This is a genomic window from Actinoallomurus iriomotensis (assembly GCF_030269445.1).
Taxonomy (GTDB): Bacteria; Actinomycetota; Actinomycetes; order Streptosporangiales; family Streptosporangiaceae; genus Actinoallomurus; species Actinoallomurus iriomotensis.
The window spans coordinates 1,095,121-1,119,141 of sequence record NZ_BSTJ01000001.1; the positions used below are offsets into that span (position 1 = coordinate 1,095,121).

21 protein-coding genes are annotated in these 24,021 nt (G+C 70.0%); 6 read left to right on the plus strand and 15 right to left on the minus strand.

The genetic code is table 11. The annotated features are described in order from the left end of the window. Both QSK37_RS51635 and QSK37_RS05215 read right to left on the minus strand, forming a co-directional pair. On the minus strand, positions 1-93 hold the full coding sequence (locus QSK37_RS51635; RefSeq protein WP_432705524.1) for a DUF397 domain-containing protein: 93 nt from the start codon (positions 91-93) through the stop codon (positions 1-3). Continuing rightward, a complete protein-coding gene (locus QSK37_RS05215; RefSeq protein ID WP_285617919.1) occupies positions 90-902 on the minus strand; it encodes a helix-turn-helix domain-containing protein in 813 nt (270 codons plus the stop codon). The genes QSK37_RS51635 and QSK37_RS05215 overlap by 4 nt, the downstream gene beginning before the upstream one ends. 117 nt (positions 903-1,019) lie before the next feature. Here QSK37_RS05215 and QSK37_RS05220 point away from each other — a divergent pair, with 117 nt between their 5' ends. Next, positions 1,020-1,424, plus strand: a complete 405-nt coding sequence (locus QSK37_RS05220) for an ATP-binding protein (protein ID WP_285617920.1) — start codon at positions 1,020-1,022, stop codon at positions 1,422-1,424. After that, positions 1,403-1,774, plus strand: a complete 372-nt coding sequence (locus QSK37_RS05225; protein WP_285617921.1) for a helix-turn-helix domain-containing protein — start codon at positions 1,403-1,405, stop codon at positions 1,772-1,774. The genes QSK37_RS05220 and QSK37_RS05225 overlap by 22 nt, the downstream gene beginning before the upstream one ends. Before the next feature lie 18 nt (positions 1,775-1,792). Here the strand turns inward: QSK37_RS05225 and QSK37_RS05230 are convergent, their stop codons facing one another. After that, positions 1,793-2,185: a VOC family protein gene (locus QSK37_RS05230; RefSeq protein ID WP_285617922.1), complete on the minus strand. Its 393-nt coding sequence runs from the start codon at positions 2,183-2,185 to the stop codon at positions 1,793-1,795. Between the two features lie 52 nt (positions 2,186-2,237). Continuing rightward, a complete protein-coding gene (locus QSK37_RS05235; RefSeq protein WP_285617923.1) occupies positions 2,238-3,056 on the minus strand; it encodes a hypothetical protein in 819 nt (272 codons plus the stop codon). On the opposite strand from QSK37_RS05235, the gene QSK37_RS05240 reads away from it, so the two are divergent. After that, the gene (locus QSK37_RS05240; RefSeq protein ID WP_285617924.1) at positions 3,055-3,552 is read left to right on the plus strand and encodes a hypothetical protein; all 498 of its coding nucleotides are present in this window, start codon (positions 3,055-3,057) and stop codon (positions 3,550-3,552) included. The two genes, QSK37_RS05235 and QSK37_RS05240, sit on opposite strands and share 2 nt — an antisense overlap. 69 nt (positions 3,553-3,621) lie before the next feature. On the opposite strand, the gene ilvC is transcribed toward QSK37_RS05240, so the two are convergent. The 7 genes from ilvC to QSK37_RS05275 form a co-directional block, all read right to left on the minus strand. Further along, positions 3,622-4,608, minus strand: a complete 987-nt coding sequence (gene ilvC, locus QSK37_RS05245) for a ketol-acid reductoisomerase (RefSeq protein ID WP_285571326.1) — start codon at positions 4,606-4,608, stop codon at positions 3,622-3,624. 36 nt (positions 4,609-4,644) lie between these two features. Beyond that, positions 4,645-5,169 (minus strand): acetolactate synthase small subunit, encoded by a 525-nt coding sequence (gene ilvN / locus QSK37_RS05250; protein WP_285569495.1) that lies wholly within the window; start codon positions 5,167-5,169, stop codon positions 4,645-4,647. 18 nt (positions 5,170-5,187) lie between these two features. Next, the gene (locus QSK37_RS05255; RefSeq protein WP_285617925.1) at positions 5,188-7,005 is read right to left on the minus strand and encodes an acetolactate synthase large subunit; all 1,818 of its coding nucleotides are present in this window, start codon (positions 7,003-7,005) and stop codon (positions 5,188-5,190) included. A 227-nt stretch (positions 7,006-7,232) separates the two neighbouring features. Next, a complete protein-coding gene (locus tag QSK37_RS05260) occupies positions 7,233-9,131 on the minus strand; it encodes an N-acetylmuramoyl-L-alanine amidase (RefSeq protein ID WP_285617926.1) in 1,899 nt (632 codons plus the stop codon). Between the two features lie 114 nt (positions 9,132-9,245). Continuing rightward, entirely contained in the window at positions 9,246-11,141 is a 1,896-nt protein-coding gene (locus QSK37_RS05265; RefSeq protein ID WP_285617927.1) for an N-acetylmuramoyl-L-alanine amidase, read from the minus strand. Between the two features lie 122 nt (positions 11,142-11,263). Beyond that, positions 11,264-13,981 carry a putative bifunctional diguanylate cyclase/phosphodiesterase gene (locus QSK37_RS05270; RefSeq protein WP_285617928.1) on the minus strand — a complete coding sequence of 906 codons (2,718 nt, stop codon included), beginning with the start codon at positions 13,979-13,981 and terminating at the stop codon, positions 11,264-11,266. A 435-nt stretch (positions 13,982-14,416) separates the two neighbouring features. Beyond that, a complete protein-coding gene (locus QSK37_RS05275) occupies positions 14,417-15,328 on the minus strand; it encodes a 2-hydroxyacid dehydrogenase (protein WP_285617929.1) in 912 nt (303 codons plus the stop codon). A gap of 184 nt (positions 15,329-15,512) precedes the next feature. On the opposite strand from QSK37_RS05275, the gene QSK37_RS05280 reads away from it, so the two are divergent. The 3 genes from QSK37_RS05280 to QSK37_RS05290 all read left to right on the plus strand — a co-directional run bounded on the left by QSK37_RS05280 (position 15,513) and on the right by QSK37_RS05290 (position 18,237). Continuing rightward, positions 15,513-16,595, plus strand: coding sequence for a PQQ-dependent sugar dehydrogenase (locus tag QSK37_RS05280; protein ID WP_285617930.1), 1,083 nt, complete (start codon positions 15,513-15,515; stop codon positions 16,593-16,595). Positions 16,596-16,616: 21 nt separating this feature from the next. Next, positions 16,617-17,168: a suppressor of fused domain protein gene (locus QSK37_RS05285; RefSeq protein WP_285617931.1), complete on the plus strand. Its 552-nt coding sequence runs from the start codon at positions 16,617-16,619 to the stop codon at positions 17,166-17,168. Positions 17,169-17,238: 70 nt separating this feature from the next. Beyond that, positions 17,239-18,237 (plus strand): YihY/virulence factor BrkB family protein, encoded by a 999-nt coding sequence (locus QSK37_RS05290; RefSeq protein ID WP_285617932.1) that lies wholly within the window; start codon positions 17,239-17,241, stop codon positions 18,235-18,237. A 46-nt stretch (positions 18,238-18,283) separates the two neighbouring features. Here QSK37_RS05290 and gatB read toward each other — a convergent pair whose 3' ends face one another. The 4 genes from gatB to QSK37_RS05310 all read right to left on the minus strand — a co-directional run bounded on the left by gatB (position 18,284) and on the right by QSK37_RS05310 (position 23,894). Next, positions 18,284-19,780 (minus strand): Asp-tRNA(Asn)/Glu-tRNA(Gln) amidotransferase subunit GatB, encoded by a 1,497-nt coding sequence (gene gatB, locus QSK37_RS05295; protein WP_285617933.1) that lies wholly within the window; start codon positions 19,778-19,780, stop codon positions 18,284-18,286. Further along, positions 19,777-21,282 carry an Asp-tRNA(Asn)/Glu-tRNA(Gln) amidotransferase subunit GatA gene (gene gatA, locus QSK37_RS05300; protein WP_285617934.1) on the minus strand — a complete coding sequence of 502 codons (1,506 nt, stop codon included), beginning with the start codon at positions 21,280-21,282 and terminating at the stop codon, positions 19,777-19,779. The genes gatB and gatA overlap by 4 nt, the downstream gene beginning before the upstream one ends. A 76-nt stretch (positions 21,283-21,358) precedes the next feature. Further along, a complete protein-coding gene (gene gatC, locus QSK37_RS05305; RefSeq protein ID WP_285617935.1) occupies positions 21,359-21,706 on the minus strand; it encodes an Asp-tRNA(Asn)/Glu-tRNA(Gln) amidotransferase subunit GatC in 348 nt (115 codons plus the stop codon). A gap of 88 nt (positions 21,707-21,794) precedes the next feature. Then, a complete protein-coding gene (locus QSK37_RS05310) occupies positions 21,795-23,894 on the minus strand; it encodes a putative bifunctional diguanylate cyclase/phosphodiesterase (RefSeq protein WP_285617936.1) in 2,100 nt (699 codons plus the stop codon). Between the last annotated feature and the right edge of the window lie 127 nt (positions 23,895-24,021).

A 24,021-nucleotide genomic window follows, 5' to 3' on the forward strand; every position in this document is an offset into this window, starting at 1 on the left:
CTAAGCGGACTTCTCCTCGATGCGGACCTCGACGCAGTTCGCTCCGCCGGAGCCACCGCTGCGACTGCTCTTCCTCCAGGGAGTCTCACTCACTGAAATTCCTCCAAAACCTGTTTGATCATCTGCCGAGAGCTACTCCTCGACAGAGCGTCCGATCCGATCTGCTCAAACCGGTCCTTGTACCATTCAATCTCGGCGGCGGCGAGAATCAATCGCCCTTGCGGCAGGGCCGAAGTATAGGCTGCTCGACTGGCAGGGGATTCCAGGACGCTGAACGAGCCGTCCAAACCGACGTGGGCGCCTACTTCCGTGGAGATGACCCGAAGGGAGATATGCGGATGCTCGCTCATCTCCAGCAGGTGGGCAAGCTGTTTTCTCATCACCTCCGCCCCGCCTACCGGTTGACGCAGGGCTGATTCGTTGAGCAGCACCCACATATTCGGAGGAGGGTCTCTGTCGAGCACCGCCTGACGTGCGACAAGAGTCGCTAATGCCTCCTCTACGTCATCGACGATTCTCGCAGCCATCAGCAAAGCTCGATTGTACTCTTCGATCTGCAGAAGGCCAGTGATGACCAACGCCTCGTAGATGCGGATACTCGCCGCCGTCTTTTCGTACCCGATGAAGGCCTTGAACCAGTCGGGGTCGTGGCCCAGCTCGGCGTACCTCAGGAGGCGGAGGAAGTGGCCGCCGGTGTCGAAGATCCGGTCCAGGATCTTCGCCTGCTTGTCGTCGATCTTGAGCGTGGCGGACTCGATGCGGGAGATCGTCGAGCGGTCGCAGCCGAGCAGCTCCCCCAGCCGCGTACCGGACATTTTCGCGCGAGTGCGATAAAAGCGCACATCGTGCGCGAGCCAGGTCCACATCGAGATCATCGGGTCCGGTGACGGTTTCGCATGCATTGACAGGCCCTCCGTGTTTCCGAGTGTTGCGGATGTTTCCGAGAAACATCGACACGTCGACGGGGACGGGTCAATCCTTCTCCTGAATCCCGATTATCACCGACCAGGAGAGCATTCGTGGACCTTTCGAATATCCTCCGCCATCCGGCACAGAATCGCGACCTGCGCATTCGCATGCCGCCACACGCGATCGCCGCCGAACAGGCCCGTACGCTCACCGAAAGGGTCCTGGACGACTGGGATCTCACGCCGCTGAGGGACAATGCGCTACTCGTGGTGTCCGAATTAGTGACTAATGCCATAAAGCAGCGCGATATATTCCTGTTCGCGCTTCAACGCCGCGGCGACACCGTCCTGGTCGAGGTCACGGACATGGGCCCCGGTCTTCCCACGGTGAGGAACGCCGGCGAGACGGACACCACGGGACGCGGCCTGTTCCTCGTCGACGCCGTCTGCGAAGAATGGGGAGTGCGCGGCGAGGAGAACGGCGGGAAAACGGTATGGGCGGCGGTCGCGAAGTGAACGACCGCGATCTCCCCGACGACCACTTGCTGAAACCGTACGAGGCCGCGCGAGCGCTCGGCATCGCCACGGGAACGCTCGCGCAAATGGCCAGAGCGGGCCGCCTGACGTCGCTGACGACCCCGGGCGGGCACCGCCGCTACCGATGGGCCGACATTCGCGCACTCCGCGACGCCAAGACCGATCCGGAACTCGAATGGTTGGAAGAAGAGGCCGCCCGCCTCTACCGGGAGGGCTGGACCATCCGCGAAGTGGCGGAGAAATTCGACCGCGGCTACGGCGCCATGCGCCGCATCCTCCTGCGGCGTGCGCCCCTGAGACCTCCCGGCGCGCGTACGGAGAGAGGGTGATGAGCACACCGGATCCGGTCAGGCCGGGCCGAGCAGGTCCCAGCGGTTACCGGAGATGTCGAGGAACACGGCGACCCGGCCGTACGGCTCGGTGCGAGGCGAGGTCACGAACTCGACCCCCGCGGCGACCATCCGTTCGTACTCGGCCTCGAAGTCGTCCACCTGGAGGAAGAACCCGACCCGGCCGGCGACCTGGTTCCCGACGGCCAGGGACTGCCGTTCGCCGTCCGCGCGGGCGAGCAGGACGCCCGTCTCGGCCCCTGGCGGCCGGACGACGACCCACCGTTTCGGACGGCCGTCGTTCGTCAGCGACGGCGAGTCCTCGGCCAGCTCGAAGCCGAGCACGTCGACGAAGAACTCGATGGCGGGGTCATAGTCGTCCACGACCAGCGTGACAAGATCAACTCGCACGCTTCCCGAGCATACGGACGAACCCATGAGAGCGCACAGCACGCTTCATGATTCAGTAGTCGTTGTAGACGCTGGAGCCGTAGAAGGCGAGCCGCTCGCTCCCGTGGCCGAGGCGGACCTGGGCCGGATGGCCGACCGGCAGCAGGTCACCGGTGAGAGACGGCAGGGTGAACTCCGACCATTCGACAGGTCGTTCCGCGCTCCTGCCGAGATGGCGTTCGAGTCGTATCAGCCTGGTCGGTTCTCCTGAACGGTAGACGGTGATCGCCGGTTCAGTGTCGGCGAAGAACACCGCCGGGTCGTCGTCGCCGTCGAGTCCGCACCGTAGTTGCCGGTCGAACGCCCACCGGAACTCACGCGGATCGGTGGCGACCAGGAGGCTGACCCAACCGGCCGAGCCAGAGTGGGCCGACCACGTGGCACAGTAGAAGCCGTATCCGGACACCGGCGTGGTGCCGGCCGGCTCGAGGAGGTCCTGGATCGCGGCGAGGCCGGCCTTCGCCGTCGCGTTGTCGGGATCCCGGCCCAGGATCCGGGAGTACAATGCCGTCGCTTCGTCCTGTAGCGCGGTATCGGAATCGCCGTCGTGCACCTGGAGACCGGTCTCGAACCGTTGCGTGAGGAGACCGGCGAGCAGGGCGGCGGAGTCGATGTCGTCCGGCCGCGACGCGAGCGCGGCGCGCAGCCACGGTTCGGCGGGCCATTCCGGCGCTAACCAGCTCCACGCGGTCAGTGATCCGTCCTGCGGCAACAGACACAACAGCCGCCCGAGTTCGCCGGCCGCCCGCGGATCCCCGGCGGCCGCGTCGGCGTGCAGGCGCTCAAACGCGGCATCGAGCGGCAGCTCCGTTTCATCATGATCGCTTGACATGGGCGTGACCGTATCAACGGGAATCACGACCAGTGTCCGTCTCGACAAAGCGGAGGCGGAGAATGAGCGGATGCGCCAAGTACCGATGGAGACGCTTCTCAGCGGTCTCTTGGAGCGACTGGACGACGAGGATCTCGCCGAGGTATGCGACACGCTCTCCTGGAAATTCCAGGACAACGGCACCGAGATGCTCGATACCGTCCGGAGCTGGCTGGACGGCGACGATATCCGCCGCATCGAGGCCGCGCTGACGATCAACGACGGCTTTCTCTTCCGTACCCGTGAAGAGAGCGAGACCGCCTTCACGAAGCTCGTCGCGCGGCTTCCGCAGTTCCGGAAGAGGACCGAGGCGATCCTTCAGGCGTGGGACGCCAGGTGCAGACCGAAAGCGGTACGCGACGTCGTCGAGGGCACCTGGCCGATCTCAACCGCCGCACAGATCTACGGCGTGTCCGAAGACCGGCTCCGCCGCTGGGTCGAGGAATCCCCGGAGTAGAGCCGGGGACCGCCCCCGGGGCCCGTCGAGGGATCGCCTGACGGGCCCGGGGCGGCTCTCAGAAAGAGATCAGTCGTCCTGGAGCCAGGACATCATCGGGCGGAGCTTGGCGCCGGTCTGCTCGATCGGCGAGTTCTGCTCCTCCTCGCGGCGCTTGAGGAAGTTCTTGCGGCCGCCGTCGAACTCCTCCACGAGCTCCTTCGCGAAGGTGCCGTCCTTGATCTCGCCGAGGATCTTGCGCATCTCCTCGCGGGTGGCGTCGGTGACGATGCGCGGGCCGCGGGTGTAGTCGCCGAACTCGGCGGTGTCCGAGATCGACCAGCGCATCTTGGACAGGCCGCCCTCGTACATCAGGTCGACGATCAGCTTCATCTCGTGCAGGCACTCGAAGTAGGCCGCCTCCGGCTGGTAGCCGGCCTCGACGAGCGTCTGGAAACCGGCCTTGATCAGCTCGGACACGCCGCCGCAGAGCACGGCCTGCTCGCCGAACAGGTCGGTCTCGGTCTCCTCGGTGAAGGTCGTCTTGAGCGCGCCCGGACGGGTGCCGCCGATGGCCTTGGCGTACGAGAGCGTGAGCGGCCAGGCGTTGCCGGTGGCGTCGCGCTCGACGGCGACGAGTACCGGCACGCCGCGGCCCTCGGTGTACTGGCGGCGGACCAGGTGGCCCGGGCCCTTGGGGGCGACCATGCAGATGTCGACGCCCTCGGGCGGCTCGATGAGGCCGTAGCGGATGTTGAGGCCGTGGCCGAAGAACAGCGCGTCGCCCTCGACCAGCGACGGCGCGATCGCCGAGGTGTACAGCTCGCGCTGCAGGTGGTCGGGGATGAGCACCATCGTGACGTTGGCCTCTTCACACGCCTCTTCCGGCGTGACCACGCGCAGGCCGTCGTTCTCGGCCTTCTCGCGGCTCTTGGAGTCCTTCGGCAGGCCGACGCGGACGTCGACGCCGGAGTCGCGCAGCGAGAGCGCGTGCGCGTGTCCCTGGCTGCCGTATCCGAGCACCGCGACATGGCGGTCCTGGATGACGCTCAGGTCGGCGTCCTTGTCGTAGTAGATCTCAGCCACTTGCCTTTACCTCTCTGAAAAAACGGCTCACGCGCTGCGCTCGATGGCGCGCAGCGAGCGGTCGGTGATGGAACGGGCACCTCGGCCGATGGCGACCATGCCCGACTGCACGAGTTCCTTGATGCCGAAGGGTTCGAGCACCCGGATCAGGGCTTCGAGCTTGTCCTTGCTACCAGTCGCCTCGACCGTCACCGCGTCCGGGGCCACGTCGACGACCCGGGCGCGGAAGAGTTCGACGGTCTCCAGCACCTGGGAACGGGTCTCGTGGTCGGCGCGGACCTTGATCAGAACGAGCTCGCGCTGGACCGACGCCGCCGGGTCGAGCTCGACGATCTTGATGACGTTGATCAGCTTGTTGAGCTGCTTGGTGACCTGCTCGAGCGGGCGTTCCTCGACGTTGACCACGATCGTCATCCGGGAGATCTCCGGGTGCTCGGTCGTGCCGACGGCCAGTGAGTCGATGTTGAAGCCGCGGCGGGAGAAGAGCGCCGCCACACGCGCCAGGATGCCCGGCGTGTTCTCGACCAGCACCGAAAGCGTATGCCTGCTCATCTCGTGTTCTCTCCCAGCTCAGTCATCGCTCCCCCACTCCGGCGCCAGGTCTCGCGCGATCTTGATGTCGTCGTTGCTCGTGCCGGCGGCGACCATCGGCCAGACCATCGCGTCCTGGTGGACGATGAAGTCGATCACGACGGGCACGTCGTTGATCTCCATGGCCTTGTTGATCGTGGCATCCACGTCGGCCGCGTTGTCGCACCGCAGTCCCACGCAGCCGTACGCCTCCGCCAGTTTGACGAAGTCCGGGATCCGCCGGGACTGCAGGTCGGAGTTGGAGTACCGCTCGTTGTAGAACAGCGTCTGCCACTGCCGGATCATGCCGAGGTTACCGTTGTTGATCACGGCGACCTTGATCGGGATGCCCTCGATGGCGCAGGTGGCGAGCTCCTGGTTGGTCATCTGGAAGCAGCCGTCGCCGTCGATCGCCCAGACCGTGGTGTCCGGCCGCCCCTGCTTGACGCCCATCGCGGCCGGCACCGCGAAGCCCATCGTCCCCAGCCCGCCGGAGTTGATGAACGCGCCGGGCCGCTCGTAGCCGATGAACTGGGCGGTCCACATCTGGTGCTGGCCCACCCCCGCGACGTACAGCGCGTCCGGACCGGCGATCTGCCCGATGCGCTGGATGACCTGCTGCGGTGCCAGCGACCCGTCGGCCGGCGTCTCGTAGCCCAGCGGGTACGTCTCGCGCCACGCGCTGAGCTGGCGCCACCAGTCCGCGTGGTCACCCTTGCGGCCGGCGGCGTGCTCGTTCCGCACCGCGGTGATCAGGTCGGTGAGCACGTCGCGGCAGTCGCCGACGATGGGCACGTCGGCGTGGCGGTTCTTGGAGATCTCGGCCGGGTCGATGTCGGCGTGCACGACCTTCGCGTCGGGGGCGAAGGTGTCGAGCCGGCCGGTCACGCGGTCGTCGAAGCGGGCGCCCAGCGCGACGAGCAGGTCGGACTGCTGGAGGGCGCCGACCGCGCCGACGTTACCGTGCATGCCCGGCATGCCCATGTGCAGCGGATGGCTGTCGGGCAGGGCGCCCTTGGCCATCAGGGTCGTGACGACCGGGGCGCCGGTCAGCTCGGCGAGCGCACGCAGCTCGTCGGCGGCCCTGGCCTTGATCACGCCGCCGCCGACGTACAGGACCGGCCGCTTCGCCGAGGCCAGGAGCCGGGCGGCCTCGCGGATCTGCTTGGCGTGCGGCCGGACCGCCGGACGGTAGCCGGGGAGCTGCATCGGCTGCGGCCAGACGAAGTCGACCTCGCGCTGCAACGCGTCCTTGGCGATGTCGACCAGCACCGGGCCGGGCCGGCCGGTGGAGGCGATGTGGAACGCCTCGGCGATGGTACGGCCGATGTCCGCGGGGTCGGTGACGAGGAAGCTGTGCTTCGTGATCGGCATCGTGATGCCGCCGATGTCGGCTTCCTGGAAGGCGTCCGTGCCGATCGCACCGCTCACCACCTGCCCGGTGATCGCGACGATCGGCACCGAGTCCATGTACGCGTCCGCGAGCGGGGTGACGAGGTTGGTCGCGCCCGGACCGCTCGTCGCCATGCAGACACCGACCTTGCCGGTGGCCTGGGCGTATCCCTCCGCGGCGTGGCCTGCGCCCTGCTCGTGACGGACAAGGATGTGGCGTACCTGCTGGGAGTCGAAAAGGGGGTCGTACGCCGGGAGGATGGTGCCTCCCGGGATTCCGAACACAGTGTCGACACCGACCTGCTCCAGGGCTCTGACGAGCGCCTGGGCTCCGGTCATCCGTTCGGTCATCGCAAGTCCTTGTGCTCCTGAGGGCTCGGGCTCGGTGATCGTGCACTCACGGCCTGTCACGAGCCCAGGGGTCATGGCCAACAAAAAACCCCTCGCGCCGGGTGGCGGTCGAGGGGAGCGCGCAAGCGGTCGAACCTGGTCAGCCTGCGCGCCGACCAAGTACGAGAATCAGATTGCGTTTCACGTTCCCAACCATGGCGAATTTGCCGCCTCACGTCAAATCTGTGGACTACAAATCTCAGCATACGAGACCGCCCGCCGTGATCGGGCGATCACGGCGGGCGGTGCGGCCCTCAGGCGCCTCAGAAGACGCGCTTGAGCACCACGTCACCGGTCTTGACGAAGTAGACGCGGTGGCCGAACTGGATCTCGTAGTACTTCAGCTTGCCGCGCACGATGGCGTGCGTGGACACGTCGAAGGTCGTGGAGTAGTCGTACTCCCCGCGCACCGTGTCGGCCACGGCGTAGCTCTGGCCGGCGGCGAAGGTGTACTGCATCGGCACCAGGCTCTGCGCCGGGATGTTCGCCGGGTACGCCTCCGGCTCCGGGTAGGCGCGCCCGTAGACCGGCACCGACGCGGCGCCCGGCTTGGGCGTGACGACGAAGCCGTGGGCGCCGACGGCGGTGGGCTGCTTCTTCGGGTCGTGGAACCACGCCTTCTGGCCGAGGTACCAGATCGCCGTCCAGTCGCCCTGGCGGTCCGCCACGGCGTAGGTCTGGCCGGTCGCGGCGCGTGCGCTGTGGTCGTACACGCTCATCGTCGCGTCGCCGTTCGGCGGGTGCTTGCCGATGTCCTTGACGAGCGGCGCGTCGTCGCTGGGCGCGGTACGCAGCATGATCGATCCGCCGCCGTGCGGCGGGCACGGGGCGCTCGGAGCGTTCGCGTCGCAGCCGGTGTACGGCACGACGTTCTTGTCATAGTCCGGCAGGATCGTGACCATGCCCGAGCGCGGCCCGGCGGTGGCGTGGAGCGGGTGGCCCAGCAGGGTGAAGTAGTGCGCCCAGTCCCAGTACGGCCCCGGGTCCTCGTGCATGCCCTGCACGTTGGCGGGCGTGATGCCGGGGACGTTGTCGTGGCCGAGGATGTGCGCCCGGTCGACCGGGATGTCGTACTTCCTGGTCAGGTACCGGACCAGCGCCGCGGAGCTGCGGTACATCGCCTCGGTGTACCAGCTGCCGCCCTGCGCGAGGAAGCCCTCGTGCTCGATGCCGATCGAGCGGGCGTTGACGTCCCAGTTGCCCGCGTGCCAGCCGACGTCCTTGGTCTTGACGTGCTGGGCGATGTGCCCGTCGTCGGACCGTACGGTGTAGTGCCACGCGAGGTACGTCGGGTCCTGGGCGAGCTTCAGCGTGGTCGCCCAGTCCGCCTCGGTGTCGTGGATGACGATGTAGCGGATCCGCTGGCTCTTGGGCCGGTCGCCCAGGTCGTGGTTGCCGTAGCTCGTGGGGTCGCTCGGGTCGAGCTGCTGGTACGGCGCGGGCACCCATTCACAGCCGAGGCCGGGCGGGCACTCGGTCCGCGGGTCGTCGGCGCCCGCCCCGGCCGGCTTGATCCCGGGCGTGGCGGCGAGCGTGACCCGCTGGCCGTCGTCGGTCGTACGGGACTCGCCGGTGCGCAGGACGTCGTAGACCTGGCCCGCGAACCAGGCCGTGCCGCCGTAGCGGGCCGTCGCCTGGTACCAGGCGGCGGGGTCGGCGGCGAGCGGCCTGCCGAGGTCGCGCTGGTAGCGGGCGAGCAGGGCGGCGCCGCCCCTGATGTTGGCGGTGGGGTCGGTGCGCAGGGTGGTCGCGGCGGTCCCGGTGAGTCCGGCGGCCCGCTGGAGCGTCTGCCCGTCCGGGCTCGCGGCGGGAGCGGCCGTCGCCTTCGGGCGCAGCGCCGGGCGCGCCGTGTCGCCGCGGGGGTCCTCACCCCCGCCGGACAGGTGCTCTCCGGCGGAGGTCAGGGTGCCGTCGGTCAGGTGCATGGGGCCGTAGCCCGCGCCGACGCTCGGCCGGCCCTGGTTGGCGTCCCACCGCGACTCCAGGTAGGACACGGCGAGCAGCAGTTTCTCGGGAACGTGGTAGGCCTTCGCCGCGTCGGCGAAGGCCTGTTGCCGGGTGGTGGGGACCGGACTGGATTGCTGGGCGGCATGGGCCTGGCCGGTACCTAGACCGGCCAGGGCCACGATCGCCGCGACGAGAGCGTGACGTCGCACGGGCATCGGCAGCCTCCGCTGACGGTGAGGGTCGCGGTAAGAGTGCCGAAGCCCGGAGGCCTCGTCAATGACTTTCGATCATTCGAGACACCACAGCAATTTTCCACTTCCGGACACGCGTCACGAGACGCGTCTGAGCACCACGTCAGTGGCCTTCACGTAGTACACGCGGTGGCCGAACTGGATCTCGTAGTACTTCAACCTGCCCTTCACGACGGCGTGGGTGGACACGTCGAAGGTCTTCGAGTAGGCGTACTCGCCGCGCGCCACGTCGGCCACCGGGTAGCTCTGGCCCGCGGCGAAGGTGTACTGCATCGGCGTGAGGTCCTGCACCGGGATGTTCGCCGGGTACGCCGACGCCTCCGGATAGGCCCGCCCGTAGATCGGCACCGACTTCGCTCCCGGCTTGGGCGTCGCGACCAGGCCGCGGGCGCCGACGGCGACGGGTGCGCTCGCGGGGTCGTGGAACCACGCCTTCCGCCCGAGGTACCAGATCGCGGTCCAGTCGCCCTGCCGGCCGGCCACCGCGTAGGTCTGGCCCGTCGAGGCGCGCGCGCTGAAGTCGTACACGCTCATCGTCGCGTCGCCGTTCGGCGGGTGCGCGCCGACGTCCTTCACGAGCGGCGCGTCCGCGGACGGCGCGGTGCGGAGCAGGACGTCGCCGCCGCCGTGCTCCGGGCACGCGGCGCTCGGGTTCTTCGCGTCGCAGCCCGTGTACGGGACGGTGTTCGTGGCGTAGTCCGGCCGGATGGTGACCAGGCCCGCGTTCGCGCCGCCGGTCGCGTGCAGCGGCCGGCCCAGCAGGTCGAAGTAGTGCGCCCAGTCCCAGTACGGGCCGGGGTCCTGGTGCATGCCGGCGACGTCGGACGGCACGCCGCCCGGGACGTTGTCGTGGCCCAGGATGTGCGCGCGGTCCACCGGGATGCCGTACTCACGGGTCAGGTAGCGCACCAGCTCCGCCGAGCCGCGGTACATCGCCTCGGTGTACCAGGTGCCGCCCTGCGCGAGGAAGCCCTCGTGCTCCACACCGATCGACTTGGCGTTGATGTACCAGTTGCCGGCGTGCCAGCCGATGTCCTTGTTCTTGACGTGCTGGGCGACATGGCCGTCGGAGGAGCGGACCGTGTAGTTCCACGCGAGGTACGTCGGGTCCTGCGCCAGCTTGACCGATGAGGCGTAGTCGCCCTCGGTGTCGTGGATGACGATGTAGCGGATCCGCTGGCTCAGCGGGCGCCGCGCCTCGTCGTGGTTGCCGTACTTCGTCTGGTCCTTCGGATCGAGCTGCCGGTACGGGGCGGGGATCCACTCACAGCCGAGGTCGGGCGGGCACTCGGTCTGCGCGGCGTTGGCGGCCGTCCGGACGGCCTTCAGGCCGGGTGTCGCGGCGAGCGTGACCCGCTGGCCGTCGTCGGTCGTACGGGACTCGCCGGTGCGAAGGACGTTCACGACCTGGTCGGCGAACCAGCTCGTGCCGCCGTAGCGGGCGGTCGCCTGGTACCAGGCGGACGGGTTCGAGCTGAGCGGCCTGCGCAGCCGGCGCTGGTAGTGCGCGAGCAGCGCGGCCCCGGCACGGATGTTGGCGGTGGCGTCGGTGCGCAGGTCGTCGGCGCTCGCGCCGGTCAGCTCGGCGGCCTGCTGCAACGTCTGCGCCACGTGGCCGGGGCGCACGCCGCTCGCCCGGGGCCGGCGTCTCGGCCGGGACGTGTCGCCGCGCGGGTCCTCGGTGCCGCCGGAGAAGTGCTCCCGGGCGGGGACGAGCGTGCCGTCGGTCAGGTGCATCGGGCCGTACCCCGCGCTGACGCTCGGCCGGCCCTGGTTGGCGTCCCACCGCGACTCCAGGTACGAGACGGCGAGCAGGAGCCTGAGGGGGACGTGTTCGGCCCTGGCCGCGTCGGCGAAGGCCTGCTGCCGGGTCACGGGGACGGGTTTCGGCTGGTAGGCAGCGTAGGCCTGCCCGGTCGCCAGACCGGCGAGCCCTACGGCTGCCGCGACGAGGAGGTGTCGTCGCGCGCGCATATGGAGTTCCTTCGCCATTGTGGGAGAAAGTCATGATCTTGGTAAGGATCACGGTAAGGATGGCGAAGATCACGATGCGTCGTCAACGACATTGGAGCTGTTCGCAGGCGAACGGTCCCCGGTCAGCTGGCGGAGATCACCGAACCGTGGAGGGGGATGGACGCCTCGCCGCGAGGATTGAGCTGCACGAGCGCCTCGATGCCGCTCGGCGCCATCGGCCGGGACACGAGATAGCCCTGGCCCCGGGGGCAGCCCATCTCGCGGAGCAGTTCGAGCTGCTCGGGCCGCTCGACCCCCTCGGCCACGACCGTAAGCCCGAGATCGCGGCCGACCCGGGCGATGGTGCGAGTCAGCAGCGTGAGCGTCTCGTCGCGGCCGAGCCCGGACACGAACGACGGGTCGATCTTGATGACGTCGACCGGGAGCTGCCGCAGGAAGGCGAGCGAGGCGTAGCCGGTGCCGAAGTCGTCGATGGCCAGGCGCACGCCGAGGTCGCGCAGGGCCGACAACCGCTCGATGAGCTCGTCGGAGCCGTCGACCAGCACCTCCTCCTTGACCTCCAGCGTCAGCGCGCCGGGCGGCAGCCCGCTGTCGGCGAGCGCGGCCGCGACCGAGTCGACGAAGTGCGCCGCCGCGATCTCACGCGGCCGGAGGTTGATCGACAGGCCGATCTCCCAGCCGTTCTCCCGCCACCGGGCCACCTGGGCGCACGCCTCGCGCAGCACCCAGTTGCCGAGCGGCACCATGAGCCCGGACTCCTCGGCGGTGCCGATGAACTCCTCGGGCGGCACGGACACGCCGTCCCGCCACCAGCGGACCAGCGCCTCGACCCCGGTGACCCGCGAGGTGGCCAGCTCGACCACGGGCTGGAACTCCACCGCGAACTGCTGCTCGGTGAGCGCGCGCTGCAGGTCGCTACCGAGTTCGAGCCGGCGCATGACGTCGGCGTGCATCTTGGCGGCGAAGACCTCGACCCGGCCGCCGCCGAGATCCTTCGCCCGCGACAGCGCGATGTCGGCGTTGCGGATCAGCTCGGCGCCCTCGATGCAGTCCTCGGTGAAGGCGATGCCGACGCTGGCGGTGAGCACGATGGCGCGGTCGGCGACGCGGTACGGCTCGCCGGCCAGGGCCCGCAGGAGACGCTCGCCGAGGTCGACGACGGTCTGCACCTCGGCCGCGCTCTCCATGAGCACGGCGAACTCGTCGCCGCCCCAGCGCGCGACGGTGTCGTCGGCCAGCACGCCCGCGCGGAGCCGCCGCGCCGCCTGGGCGAGCAGCTGGTCGCCGCCGGCGTGGCCGATGGAGTCGTTGACGGCGGTGAACCCGTCGAGGTCGACGAAGACGACCGCGACCGGGCCCTGGCTGCGTCCGACCTTCTCCCGGGCGCGTTCTTCGAGGTAGGCGCGGTTGGGCAGGCCGGTCAGCCCGTCGTGGAAGGTCAGGTGGGCGACCTGGCGCTCCAGCGCCACCTGCTCGCTGAAGTCGCGGGTGGTGACCAGCAGCTGGTCGGTGCCGTCGCCGGCCCGGCCGTACCGGGAGATGGTCGACTCGGTGGGCAGCCAGGTGCCGTCGGTGGCGCGGATGCGGCAGGCGATGCGCGCGACGTCGAGGTCGCAGTCGGTGTCGAGGAAGGCCGTCACCGCGTCCACGACGCGCGGCAGGTCCTCGGGGTGGACGACGTCGTACACGGGGCGGCCGAGGAGGTCCTCGGCGGTGTAGTGGTACGAGCGGCGGGGTCCGGCGCTGACGTACTGCACGACGCCGTCGAGGCCGCAGATGAGCACGACGTCGTTGATGCTCTCGGCGAGCGCGCGGAAGTGCTCCTCGCCGCTCGCGGCGGCGCGGGCGAGGCGGTCGTTCTCGCGGACGAGCTCGGCGAGGCGGGCGAGCAGGACGAGCACCGCCGAGCCCGCGACGATCGGCACGATCGGCCGCAGCCCGCGGGCGCCCGTGAGCGTGTGGCCGGCCACGAAGATCGCTGCCGCGGCGGCGGTGGCGGCGGGCGCGAGGCCCGGCCCGACCAGCGGCCGGCGCGTGTCCTCGGCCGGTCCCTCCCCGCGCCCGAGCCAGGGCACGGCGGCCAGGAGCAGCAGTCCGGCCGCGCGGACCACGTCGGCCGGGATGCCGTGGGTGGCGTCGTCGTTGAGCCGGAGCACGGCGTAGACCACGTCGGCCGCGGACAGCACGAGCAGTGCGCAGTAGGCGAGCGCGGCGGGCCGGTGGTTCGCCCGTACGGCGACGAGGGCCATCGGGAACAGCGCGCAGACCAGCGCGGCGTCCAGCACCGGGTAGCGCAGCTCGATGAGGAACTGGCCCCAGCCCTCGCCGGAGGCATGGTAGAGCCGATCGAAGATCGCGACCCAGCCGACCACGAACAGGGCGCAGGCGCAGACGTAGGTGTCGGCCAGGTAGCGCAGCCAGGGACGCGCGCTGCGCGGCAGGCGTATCGGCGCGAGGAAGCCCGCGGTGATCGCGATCGGCGCGACCAGCAGGAACAGGTCGGCCGGTGAGACCGTCACGACGGCGCGGCTGATCACGAGCCGGGAGACGGCGTTCACCGTGGCGCCGGCGCACCAGGCCAGCGCGGCCACGCCGAACCACCGCCACATGTCCCGGTCGATCTTTCCGGCGGCCGTCTGGGGCGCGCGCACGGCGGCGTACATGAGCGACGACGCGGCGGCGGCCGCGGCCCACGCGGCGAGCCATGCTCCGGACAGCCCTCCGCCCCAGCCCAGCCCGAGCGCGAGGGCATAGATCAAGGCGAGCGCCACGAGCGCTCCGAACGGCCGCACCGGTGCCGGTACGTGCCAGCGCCGCCGCTCCGCTCCCTCCCCGGTCATCTAACTTGCTCCCCGCGACTTGATCATTAGCCGTCCCGCTCTGGAAACGCCTCGCAGGGCGCACATGACTCCCGAGTTCTCCACCGAACCCGGGCGGTTCTCCGGTGGTCTGTCAAGTGCTTTGTCATCCTTGCGAGGCGGTGTCCCGCCTGAGCGGGGCACCGGGTTTTGAGTTGCGAACCCCGCGAATCAAGGCCGGGGTCTTCCGGCATGGTCCGCGCGGTGGTCGGGCTGGTCAGCTTCGCGGCTCAATCTACGGGCCGTATGTCACGGAGCGATTGAGGCCGGGCGTCCAGCAGGCGACGGATGGCCACCGTGAGTAATCACAACCCTGACCTTTTAGGCGTTTTGCCGGAAATGACGGCCGGAGAGGAAACGTAGCGGCCTGTAATCGGTCTCCGGCGGGCAAAGGCCCGCCGGGCAGTGTTTACCCGATCAGTAGTCGCCCCTGATGACGTTGATCGGGGGCTCCCCCGTGACAAGCCGTGTGACCTGGTCAGTAACAAGCGCGACGATCCGGCGGCGCGACGCCGGGGTGGAACCGCCGACGTGCGGGGTGATGAACACCCCGGGCGCCGTCCAGAGCGGATGACCGGCCGGCAGCGGCTCGGGGTCGGTCACGTCGAGTACCGCGCGGAGCCGGCCGCCGGTCACCTCGTCCAGCAGCGCCCCGGTGTCCACGACGGTGCCGCGCGCCGCGTTGACCAGCAACGCTCCGTCTTTCATGCGAGCCAGAAACGCCTTGTCGACCAGTCCCGTGGTCTCGGCGGTCGAGGGCACGATGAGGACGACGACGTCGGCCTCGGGCAGGATTTCGGGCAGCGCGCTCACGGGGTGTACGCCGTCGCGGGCGGATCGGGCGACGCGGATGATCCGCGTCTCGAACGGGGTGAGACGGCGCTCGATCGCCTCCCCTACCGAGCCGTACCCGACGATCATCACGGTGCGGTCTGTCAAGGCGTCTGTCATGTGCCAGTCCCAGCGTCCCTCGCGCTGGGCGTCGCGGAAGCCGGGGAACTCCCGCTGGGCCGCGATGATGCCGCCGACCACCCACTCGGCCGTGCTCGCGTCGTGCACGCCGCGGGCGTTGCACAAGATGACGCCCTCGGGCACCACCGGCAGGAACGTGTCGACACCCGCCACCTGCAACAGGATGACCTGGAGGCTCGACATCTCGGCCACGATCTCGCGGCTGCGCGGAGTCGCGACGAACGGCGGCACGTAGACGTCGACCTCGGCCGGGTCGCCGGGCGGCTCGTCGCTCCGGCCGTCGTAGATCCGCGCGTGCACGCCCTCGACGCCCTCGACGGCGTCGGCGAGTTCGCGGTCCGGCACCCAGATTCTCACTGACCCTCCCGATCCCTGTGGAAGAGGATCGTACGACCGTCGGTCTCGGGCCGTGACGCCGAGGTGTGACGATGCGGCATGGAGGGGTACGGATCGCCCTGTCCCACCACCCCGGCCGACGACCACGGAGAGTCAACTCGGGCCGGAGAACTTCGTTCCGGATTGAGACGGGAATTTGACCAAAGTGAGGCTTAACACGCTCGTCATCGTGTGCGCCCTGGCGCTCGCCGGATGTTCGTCCGGCGGGTCATCCGGTAGGTCGTCGGCGGCCCCCGCTTCGGCGTCGGCATCCGGGGTTCGGCTCGGGACGCCGCGCGCCCTGGTGACGGGGCTGTCGGTGCCGTGGGCGATCGCGTTCCTGCCCGGCGGTGACGCCCTGGTGACCGAGCGGGACACCGCACGCCTCCTGCGCGTCACCCCTGCGGGAAAGGTCACCACCGTCGGGACCGTCCCGGGCGTGTCACCGGCCGGCGAGGGAGGCCTGCTCGGCGTCGCCGTCTCCCCGTCGTACGCGAAGGACCACTGGGTGTTCGTCTACTACAGCGCCTCCGCCGACAACCGGATCGCCCGGTTCCAGTATCACGACAAGGGCATCGGCGGCCTGCGGACGATCGTGACGGGCATTCCGCGCGGCCGGATCCACAACGGCGGCCGTCTCGCGTTCGGCCCCGACCACTACCTCTACGCCTCGACCGGCGAGACCGGACGCGGCGGGCTGGCGCAGGACCGGTCCTCCCTCGGCGGCAAGATCCTCCGGATGACGCTCGACGGCGGGCCCGCGCCCGGCAACCCGTACGGCACGCTCGTCTTCTCCTACGGGCACCGGAACGTGCAGGGCCTCGCGTGGGACTCGCAGGGGCGGATGTTCGCCACGGAGTTCGGCCAGGACCGGTTCGACGAGATCAACCGCGTCCTGCCCGGCCACGACTACGGCTGGCCGGTGGTCGAGGGGTTCGGCGGCGACCGCCGGCGGTACACGCCGCCGCTGCTGACGTGGCGGACCTCGGAGGCGTCGCCGTCGGGACTGGCCTACGACCACGGGTCGCTGTGGGCGGGCGCGCTGGCCGGGCGGCGGCTGTGGCAGGTACCGGTCACCGCGAACGGGACGACCGGCACTCCGGTGCCGCACTTCGAGGGCCGGTACGGCCGCCTGCGGGCGGTCGTCACCGCGCCCGACGGCTCGCTGTGGGTCAGCACGAGCAACCGCGACGGGCGGGGCTCCCCGGCTCAGGGGGATGACCGGATCCTGGTGATCCCGGTGCGTTAGGCGGGTTCTAGGCTGTGGCGGATGGACGACCGTGAGGTGATTGAGCACGCCGAACGCCATCTGGGCCCCTTCCTCCGCACGCACCCCCTGGAGAACGACTCCGGCCGTGACCTGGGTCTCGGTGTGTTCTTCTTCGCGTCGCCGTCGATGGTGAGCGTGGTCACCGTCGGGCTGCGCTCCCGGATGCTGCAGTCGCCGCTTCCGCTGGAGCTGGCCTGCTCCGTACGCCCGGGGCAGGAAGAGCACGCCGAGCGGCTCGTGGAGCGGTTCGCCCGGCTCTCGGTCCTCGGCGACGTCGAACTGGAGTACGACGACGGGTTGATCGTCGAGGAGCCGCTGGTGCCGGACACGGAGATCCGCGGACTGCTGGCGGCGCCGCACCCGTACGCGGACGAGATGTTCAACCTGGTCCGCGACGCGGACGGGACGCTGAGCCTGCAGTTCGTCACGCTGGTGCCGATCACCGGACCGGAGGGGGCGTACCTGCGGGACCACGAGACCGGTGAGCTGTTCGAGCTGTGGGAGTCGGCCGGCACCGACCTGCTGGACCTGCGGCGCCCGTCCGCCGCCTGACCCTCCCTGGTGACCGCCCGGTCACCGAACGGTATGGCGCCGTGTCTCTTCTGCCCCTATCGTCAATCCAATGTCAGAAGATCAGCGGCATGTGCGGATAACGCTGTTCTTGCGGCGGGTCCTCAGCGCCGACGCCATGCGCCGGGCGGTCGCCGGTCCCGGCGAGGGCTTCACCGCCCGCGACTGGATCGTCGTCCTGCAGCGCGTACGCAAGGAGGCCAAGGAGGACAACGTCGGGCTGATCGCGGCCGGCGTCGCCTTCTGGGCGATCCTGTCGATCGTGCCGCTGCTCATCGGAGTGATGGCCGTCGCCTCGCTGGTCGCCGGACCGGCGTGGGTCCGCGAACAGCTCGGCCCGCTCGCCGCGATCCTGCCCCGCCCCGTCGCGCGGTCCCTGACCGACCAGCTGACCGAGGCGGTCAGCGCGATGAGCGGCCAGGGCCGGACGCTGGGCCTGATCATCGGCCTCCTCGGCGTGCTGTGGACCTGCTCCCGCGGCTTCGGCGCGCTCATCAACGGCCTGCACGTCGTGATCGACGCGGAGGACACACGGAACGTGATCCGCAAACGCGCGACCGCGGTCGGCCTGACGGCCGGGGCACTGGTGACGGTGATGGGCGCGCTGTGGCTGGTGGCCTCGGTGCCGAGGATCGGCCTGCGCGACGCGGACGTCGTCGTGGGCTTCGCCCTCCGCTGCGCGCTGCTGGCCGTCCTGGCGGTGATCGGCCTGATCCTGCTGTACCGCTACGGCACGGACCGCAACAACGCCGACTGGCACGCGGTCCGCTGGGGCGCGGGCATCGCGATGACGGCCTGGGCCGTGATGTCGGTGGCGCTGGCCGTCTACACCGCCGACACGGGCGGGAGAAGCTCGACCTACGGGACTCTGGCCGGCGCGGCGGCCATCGCGACGTGGCTGTACATGTCGTGCTACATCATCTTGCTGGGCGCCGAGATCAACGTCGAGATCGAACGCCTCCTGACCCATCGCGCGGCCTTCCGCGACGTACCGCCGGAACCCGATGCCTCGGGCACCGAGGCCACCCCCGTGGCAGAGCCCGCGGGGTGACCGGCCACCGGCGCGGCCCCCGTTTCCGGGGACCGCGCCGTTGTCGTCAACCGGTCAGTTTCTGGATGATCAGCTCGCGGGCGCGGCCGGCGTCGGCCTGGCCTCGGGTGGCCTTCATCACGGCGCCGACCAGGGCTCCGGCCGCGGCGACCTTGCCGCCACGGATCTTCTCGGCGATGTCCGGGTTGCCGGCGATGACCTCGTCGATGACGGTGGACAGCTCACCCTCGTCGCTGACGATCTTCAGCCCGCGCTTCTCCACGACCTCGTCCGGGGTGCCCTCGCCCGCGAGGACGCCGTCGAACACCTGACGGGCCAGCTTGTCGTTCAGCGCGCCCTCGGCGACCAGTGCGCTCACGCGGACGACGTCGGCCGGGGTGACCGGGAGCTCGGTGAGCTCGACGCCCTGCTCGGTGGCGCGGCGGGACAGTTCGTTCATCCACCACTTGCGGGCCGCGGAGGCCTCCGCGCCGGCGCGTACGGTCTCCTCGATGAGGTCGAGCGCGCCCGCGTTGACGATGTCCTGGAGCTCCTTGTCGCTGAGGGACCACTCCGCACGGACCCGCGCGCGGCGGGCCGCGGGGAGTTCGGGCCGATCGGTCAGCAGCTCGTCGACCCACTCGCGCGGCGGCGCCATCGGCACCAGGTCCGGCTCGGGGAAGTAGCGGTAGTCCTGCGCCTCTTCCTTGCTCCGGCCACTCGTCGTCGTGCCGGTGTCCTCGTGGAAGTGACGCGTCTCCTGGATCACCCGCTCCCCCGCGTCGAGCACGCCCGCCTGCCGCTCGATCTCGTGGCGTACGGAGCGCTCGACCGAGCGCAGGGAGTTGACGTTCTTGGTCTCCGAGCGGGTGCCCCAGACCGAGGAGCCGGCGGGCATGAGCGACACGTTGACGTCGCAGCGCATCGAGCCCTGCTCCATCCGCACGTCGGACACGCCCAGGGCGCGGACCAGCTCGCGCAGTTCGGTGGCGTACGCCCGCGCGACGAGCGGCGCCTTGTCACCGGTGGCGACGATCGGCTTGGTGACGATCTCCACGAGCGGGATGCCGGCGCGGTTGTAGTCGACCAGGGAGTGGTCGGCGCCCTGGATGCGGCCGGTGGCGCCACCGACGTGCAGCGACTTGCCGGTGTCCTCCTCCATGTGGACCCGCTCGATCTCGATGCGGTACGTCTCGCCGTCGACCTCGACGTCGAGGTGGCCGTCGACGCACAGCGGCTCGTCGTACTGCGAGATCTGGAAGTTCTTCGGCATGTCCGGATAGAAGTAGTTCTTCCGGGCGAACCGGCACCACTCCACGATCGAGCAGTTCAGCGCCAGCCCGATCTTGATGATGCCCTCGATGGCGGCCTGGTTCGTCACCGGCAGGGACCCCGGCAGGCCGAGGCAGACCGGGCAGACCTGAGTGTTCGGCGGGGCGCCGAACTCGGTGGAGCAGCCACAGAACATCTTGCTCTTGGTGCCCAGCTCGATGTGGGTCTCGATGCCCAGCACCGGCTCGTACCGGGTCAGCGCCTCGTCGTACGGCACCAGCGTGGTGGTCACTTCACAGCCTCCGTGAGGTCAGGGGCCTGCGCCAGCAGCGGGCCGCCCCAGCGATCCTGCAGGGCCCTCTCCACGGCGGCGGCGACGCGGTAGGTCCGGTCGTCGGCCAGCACGGGCGCCATCACCTGCAGGCCGACCGGCAGGCGGTCCTCGTCGGCCAGGCCGCAGGGCACCGAGATCGCGGCGTTGCCGGCGAGGTTCGACGGGATCGTGCACAGGTCGGCGAGGTACATCGCCATCGGGTCGTCGGCCCGCTCGCCGATCGGGAACGCGGTCGTCGGCGTGGTCGGCGACACCAGCACGTCCACCTGCTCGAACGCGGCGTCGAAGTCGCGGGCGATGAGGGTGCGGACCTGCTGGGCCTTGCCGTAGTAGGCGTCGTAGTAGCCGCTGGACAGGGCGTAGGTGCCGAGCATGATGCGGCGCTTGACCTCCGGCCCGAAGCCCTCGGCGCGGGTCAGCGCCATGACCTCCTCGGCCGAGCGGGTGCCGTCGTCGCCGACGCGCAGGCCGTAGCGCATCGCGTCGAACCGGGCCAGGTTGGACGAGCACTCCGACGGCGCGATCAGGTAGTAGGCGGGCAGCGCGTGGCCGAAGTGCGGGCAGGACACCTCGACGACCTTCGCGCCGAGCGACTCGAGCAACTCGACCGCCTCGCGGAAGCGCGCCAGGACGCCCGGCTGGTAGCCGTCGCCGCCGAACTCCTTGACGACCCCGATCCGCAGGCCCTCGACGTCGGCGCGGCGCGCGGCCTCGACCACCGGCGGCACGGGCCGGTCGATCGAGGTGGAGTCCATCGGGTCGTGCCCGGAGAACGCCTCGTGCAGCAGGGCCGCGTCCAGCACCGTACGGGCCATGGGCCCCGGCGTGTCGAGCGAGGAGGCGAACGCCACGACGCCGTACCGGGAGGAGCCGCCGTAGGTCGGCTTCATGCCGACCAGGCCGGTCACCGCGGCGGGCTGACGGATCGAGCCGCCCGTGTCGGTGCCGGTGGCGAGCGGCGCCTGGTACGAGGCGACGGCCGCCGACGAGCCGCCGGACGAGCCGCCGGGGATCTTCGTCAGGTCCCACGGGTTGTGGGTCGGACCGAACGCGCTGTTCTCCGTGGAGGAGCCCATCGCGAACTCGTCCATGTTGGTCTTGCCGAGGATGACCAGGCCCGCCTCGCGCAGCCGCGCCGTGATCGTCGCGTCGTACGGCGGCTGCCAGCCCTCAAGGATCTTGGACGAGCAGGTGGTCGGCATGTCCTTGGTGGTGAAGACGTCCTTGTGCGCGATGGGCACGCCCGCGAGCGGGCCGAGCCGCTCACCGGCCGCGCGGCGGGCGTCGACCGCCTGCGCCTGCGCGAGGACGTTGTCCTCGTCGACGTGCAGGAACGCCTTGACGTCGCCGTCGACGGCCCTGATGCGGCCGAGGTGCTCCCGCGCGATCTCCTCCGCCGACGCCTCGCCGGAGGCGAAGAGCTCCGCGAGCTCGGCCGCGGTCTTCTTGATGGTGCTCATTGGTCGCTCACCGGCTCCTCACTCGCTCCGCGGATGAGCTGGTGCCTCATCCGTCCACTGCGCTCGGTCCGGCTCATCACGCCTCCTCGTCGAGAATCCGCGGGACCTTGAAGCGCTGCTGCTCGGCGGCCGGAGCGGCGGCGAGCGCCTGTTCGGGCGTGAGGCCCGGCCGCACCTCGTCGGTGCGGAAGACGTTGGTCAGCGGCAGCGCGTGCGAGGTCGGCGGGATGTCCTGCGCCGCGACCTCCTGGACCCGCGCGACGGCGGAGATGATGTCGCCGAGCTGGCCGGCGAGATGGTCGAGCTCGTCCTCGCGGAGGGCCAGCCGGGACAACCGGGCGAGGTGCGCGACCTCGTCGCGGGTGATGGCACCGCCGGACGCTCGCTCTTCGGCGGAGCCCGTGGCGGCGTGCTCATCAGGCATAGGGAAACCGTTTCTGCGATCGATGGATTCGTCTCAATCCTAGAGGGCGTGGCCCCCTGGCACCGACCGGTTTACCCAGCGCTGATCGTCAGCAGGCGGCTTCTTCCGGGGCGGCGAGCTGGTGTGACCGCCCTCGCAGCCAGACGGTGGCGTCGTCGGCCGTCATCGGCGGCCGGAAATGGTAGCCCTGGGCCGCGTCGCAGCCCATCTTGCGCAGGAGGTCCGCGGTCGCGGCGTCCTCGACGCCCTCGGCGACCGAGCGGAGCCCGAGCGTGCGGACGAGATCCACGATGGACTGCACGATCACCGCGTCGTCACCGGTGTCGCACAGGCGTCCCACGAACGAGGAGTCGATTTTGATCTCTTCGACCGGCAGGCTCCTCAGGCGTACGAGGGAGGAGTAGCCGGTGCCGAAGTCGTCCAGGCTGAGCGGGATGCCGAGCTTGGCGAGCGCTGCGACCGTGTCGGCGGCGTAGGCCGGCTTGGTCATGAGGATCCGCTCGGTTATCTCCAGCTGGAGCGCGTGCGGCGGCACGGCGTGGCGCATCAGACCCGAGGCGATCGTCTCGGTGAGCGTCGAGTCGAGCAGGTCGCGCCCCGAGGCGTTGATCGAGACCTGGACCGGCAGCCCGGCCTGCCACCACTCGGCCACCTGCGCGAGGGCGGCCTCGACCACGAAGCCGGTGATGCCGCGCATGAGGTACGTCTGCTCGGCGATCGGCAGGAACTGGTCGGGGGGCAGCAGGCCCTTGGTCGGGTGCCGCCACCGCAGCAGCGCCTCCATGCCGGCCGGGCGGTCGTCGTCGAGGAAGATCTTGGGCTGGTAGTGCAGCTCGAGCTCACCGCGGTCGATGGCGCGGCGCAGCTCGCCCTGCCGGCCCAGGCGCTCGGGCGAGTTGCGGTCGCGGTCGGGTGAATAGATCTCCACCCCGGTGCGGTTCTCCTTCGCCACGTACATCGCGACGTCGGCGCGCTGCATCAGGAGTTCGAAGTCGGGCGCGTGGTCGGGGTGGAGCGCGATGCCGACACTGCCGTCGAGGTCGAAGGAGTTGCCGTCGAGACGGACCGGCTCGCCCAGCGCGGCGCGCAGCCGGGCCGCCACCTCGCGGGCGGCGCGCGCGTCGCGTACGGATGGCAGCAGCACCGCGAACTCGTCGCCGCCGAGCCGGGCGACCAGGTCGCCGGGCCGGACGCTGTGCGTCAGCCGGTGCGCGACCAGCTGCAGGAGACGGTCGCCGGTGGGATGGCCGAGCGTGTCGTTGACCTCTTTGAAACGGTCGAGGTCCAGCAGGAACAGGCCGACCCGCTGCTGCGGCTCCTCGTCGGCCCCCCGGCCCTGGGCCGCCCGCCGCTCGGCCCGATGGCGCGCCTCGGCGAGCGCCTCCTCGGTACGGACGATCAGCAGCTTGCGATTGGGCAGGCCGGTCAGGGCGTCGTGCATGGCCTGGTGCTCGCGGCTGACCGAGACCGAGGCGTTGAGGTAGACGGCGATGAACGGCAGCACGAACAGCGGCATGAACGCGGCCGACCGGCTCATCGCCACCGCGACGAGGGGCGCCAGCCCGAGCAGCGCGGCGTTGACGAGCAGCTGGAGCCCGAGGTTCCAGCGCATCGCCTTCAGCATCGAGCCGCGCTCGTGGAACGCGATCGCCCCGTTGACCAGCACGGAGTTGACGAGGAAGTACGCCGTGCCGGCGAGCGCCATCGGCACCAGGTCGGCTCCGTCGGGGATCCACACGTGACTCGGCGAGGCCGTGATGCCGAAGGCCAGCAGGGTCAGGCCGGCCGCGGTGAAGCTCAGGGTGTACTGGCCGACGTTGAAGACGGTGCGGTGCAGCGCACGGCGGCGCAGGACGCCGGTGGCCGCGGCCGCGAACGCATGGAACAACAGGGCCGTGGGCAGGCCCGCGTAGATCATGGTCGCGAACGTGAAGGTGGTCGAGATCGTGGCGCCGGTCGTCTCCGTGGCGCCCGGTGTGACGATCGGCTTGAGCTCGCCGAGCACGATCAGGCCGGCGAGAATCCAGAAGAGCGGGTTACGGACCAGCTCCTGGACGTCGACGCCGCGAAGGAAGGCGACCGAGGCGGCGAGCGCCGCGATGCCGGCCGAAGTGACACTGACGACGTAGACCCACAGCGGCGATCCGCGCCGAGGGACCGTGTCTCGCGTGTTGTTCGGGTCCTTCATCACGTCCTCGAGGGGTTACACCAAACGCTCCGCTTTCGATGTCTGCGGTGGTGTTTGGACGGACACAGGTTGTGTTGAGGGGAGACTACGACGTTCGGGCAACTTCGCGAAACCGGTTGGGCACGTT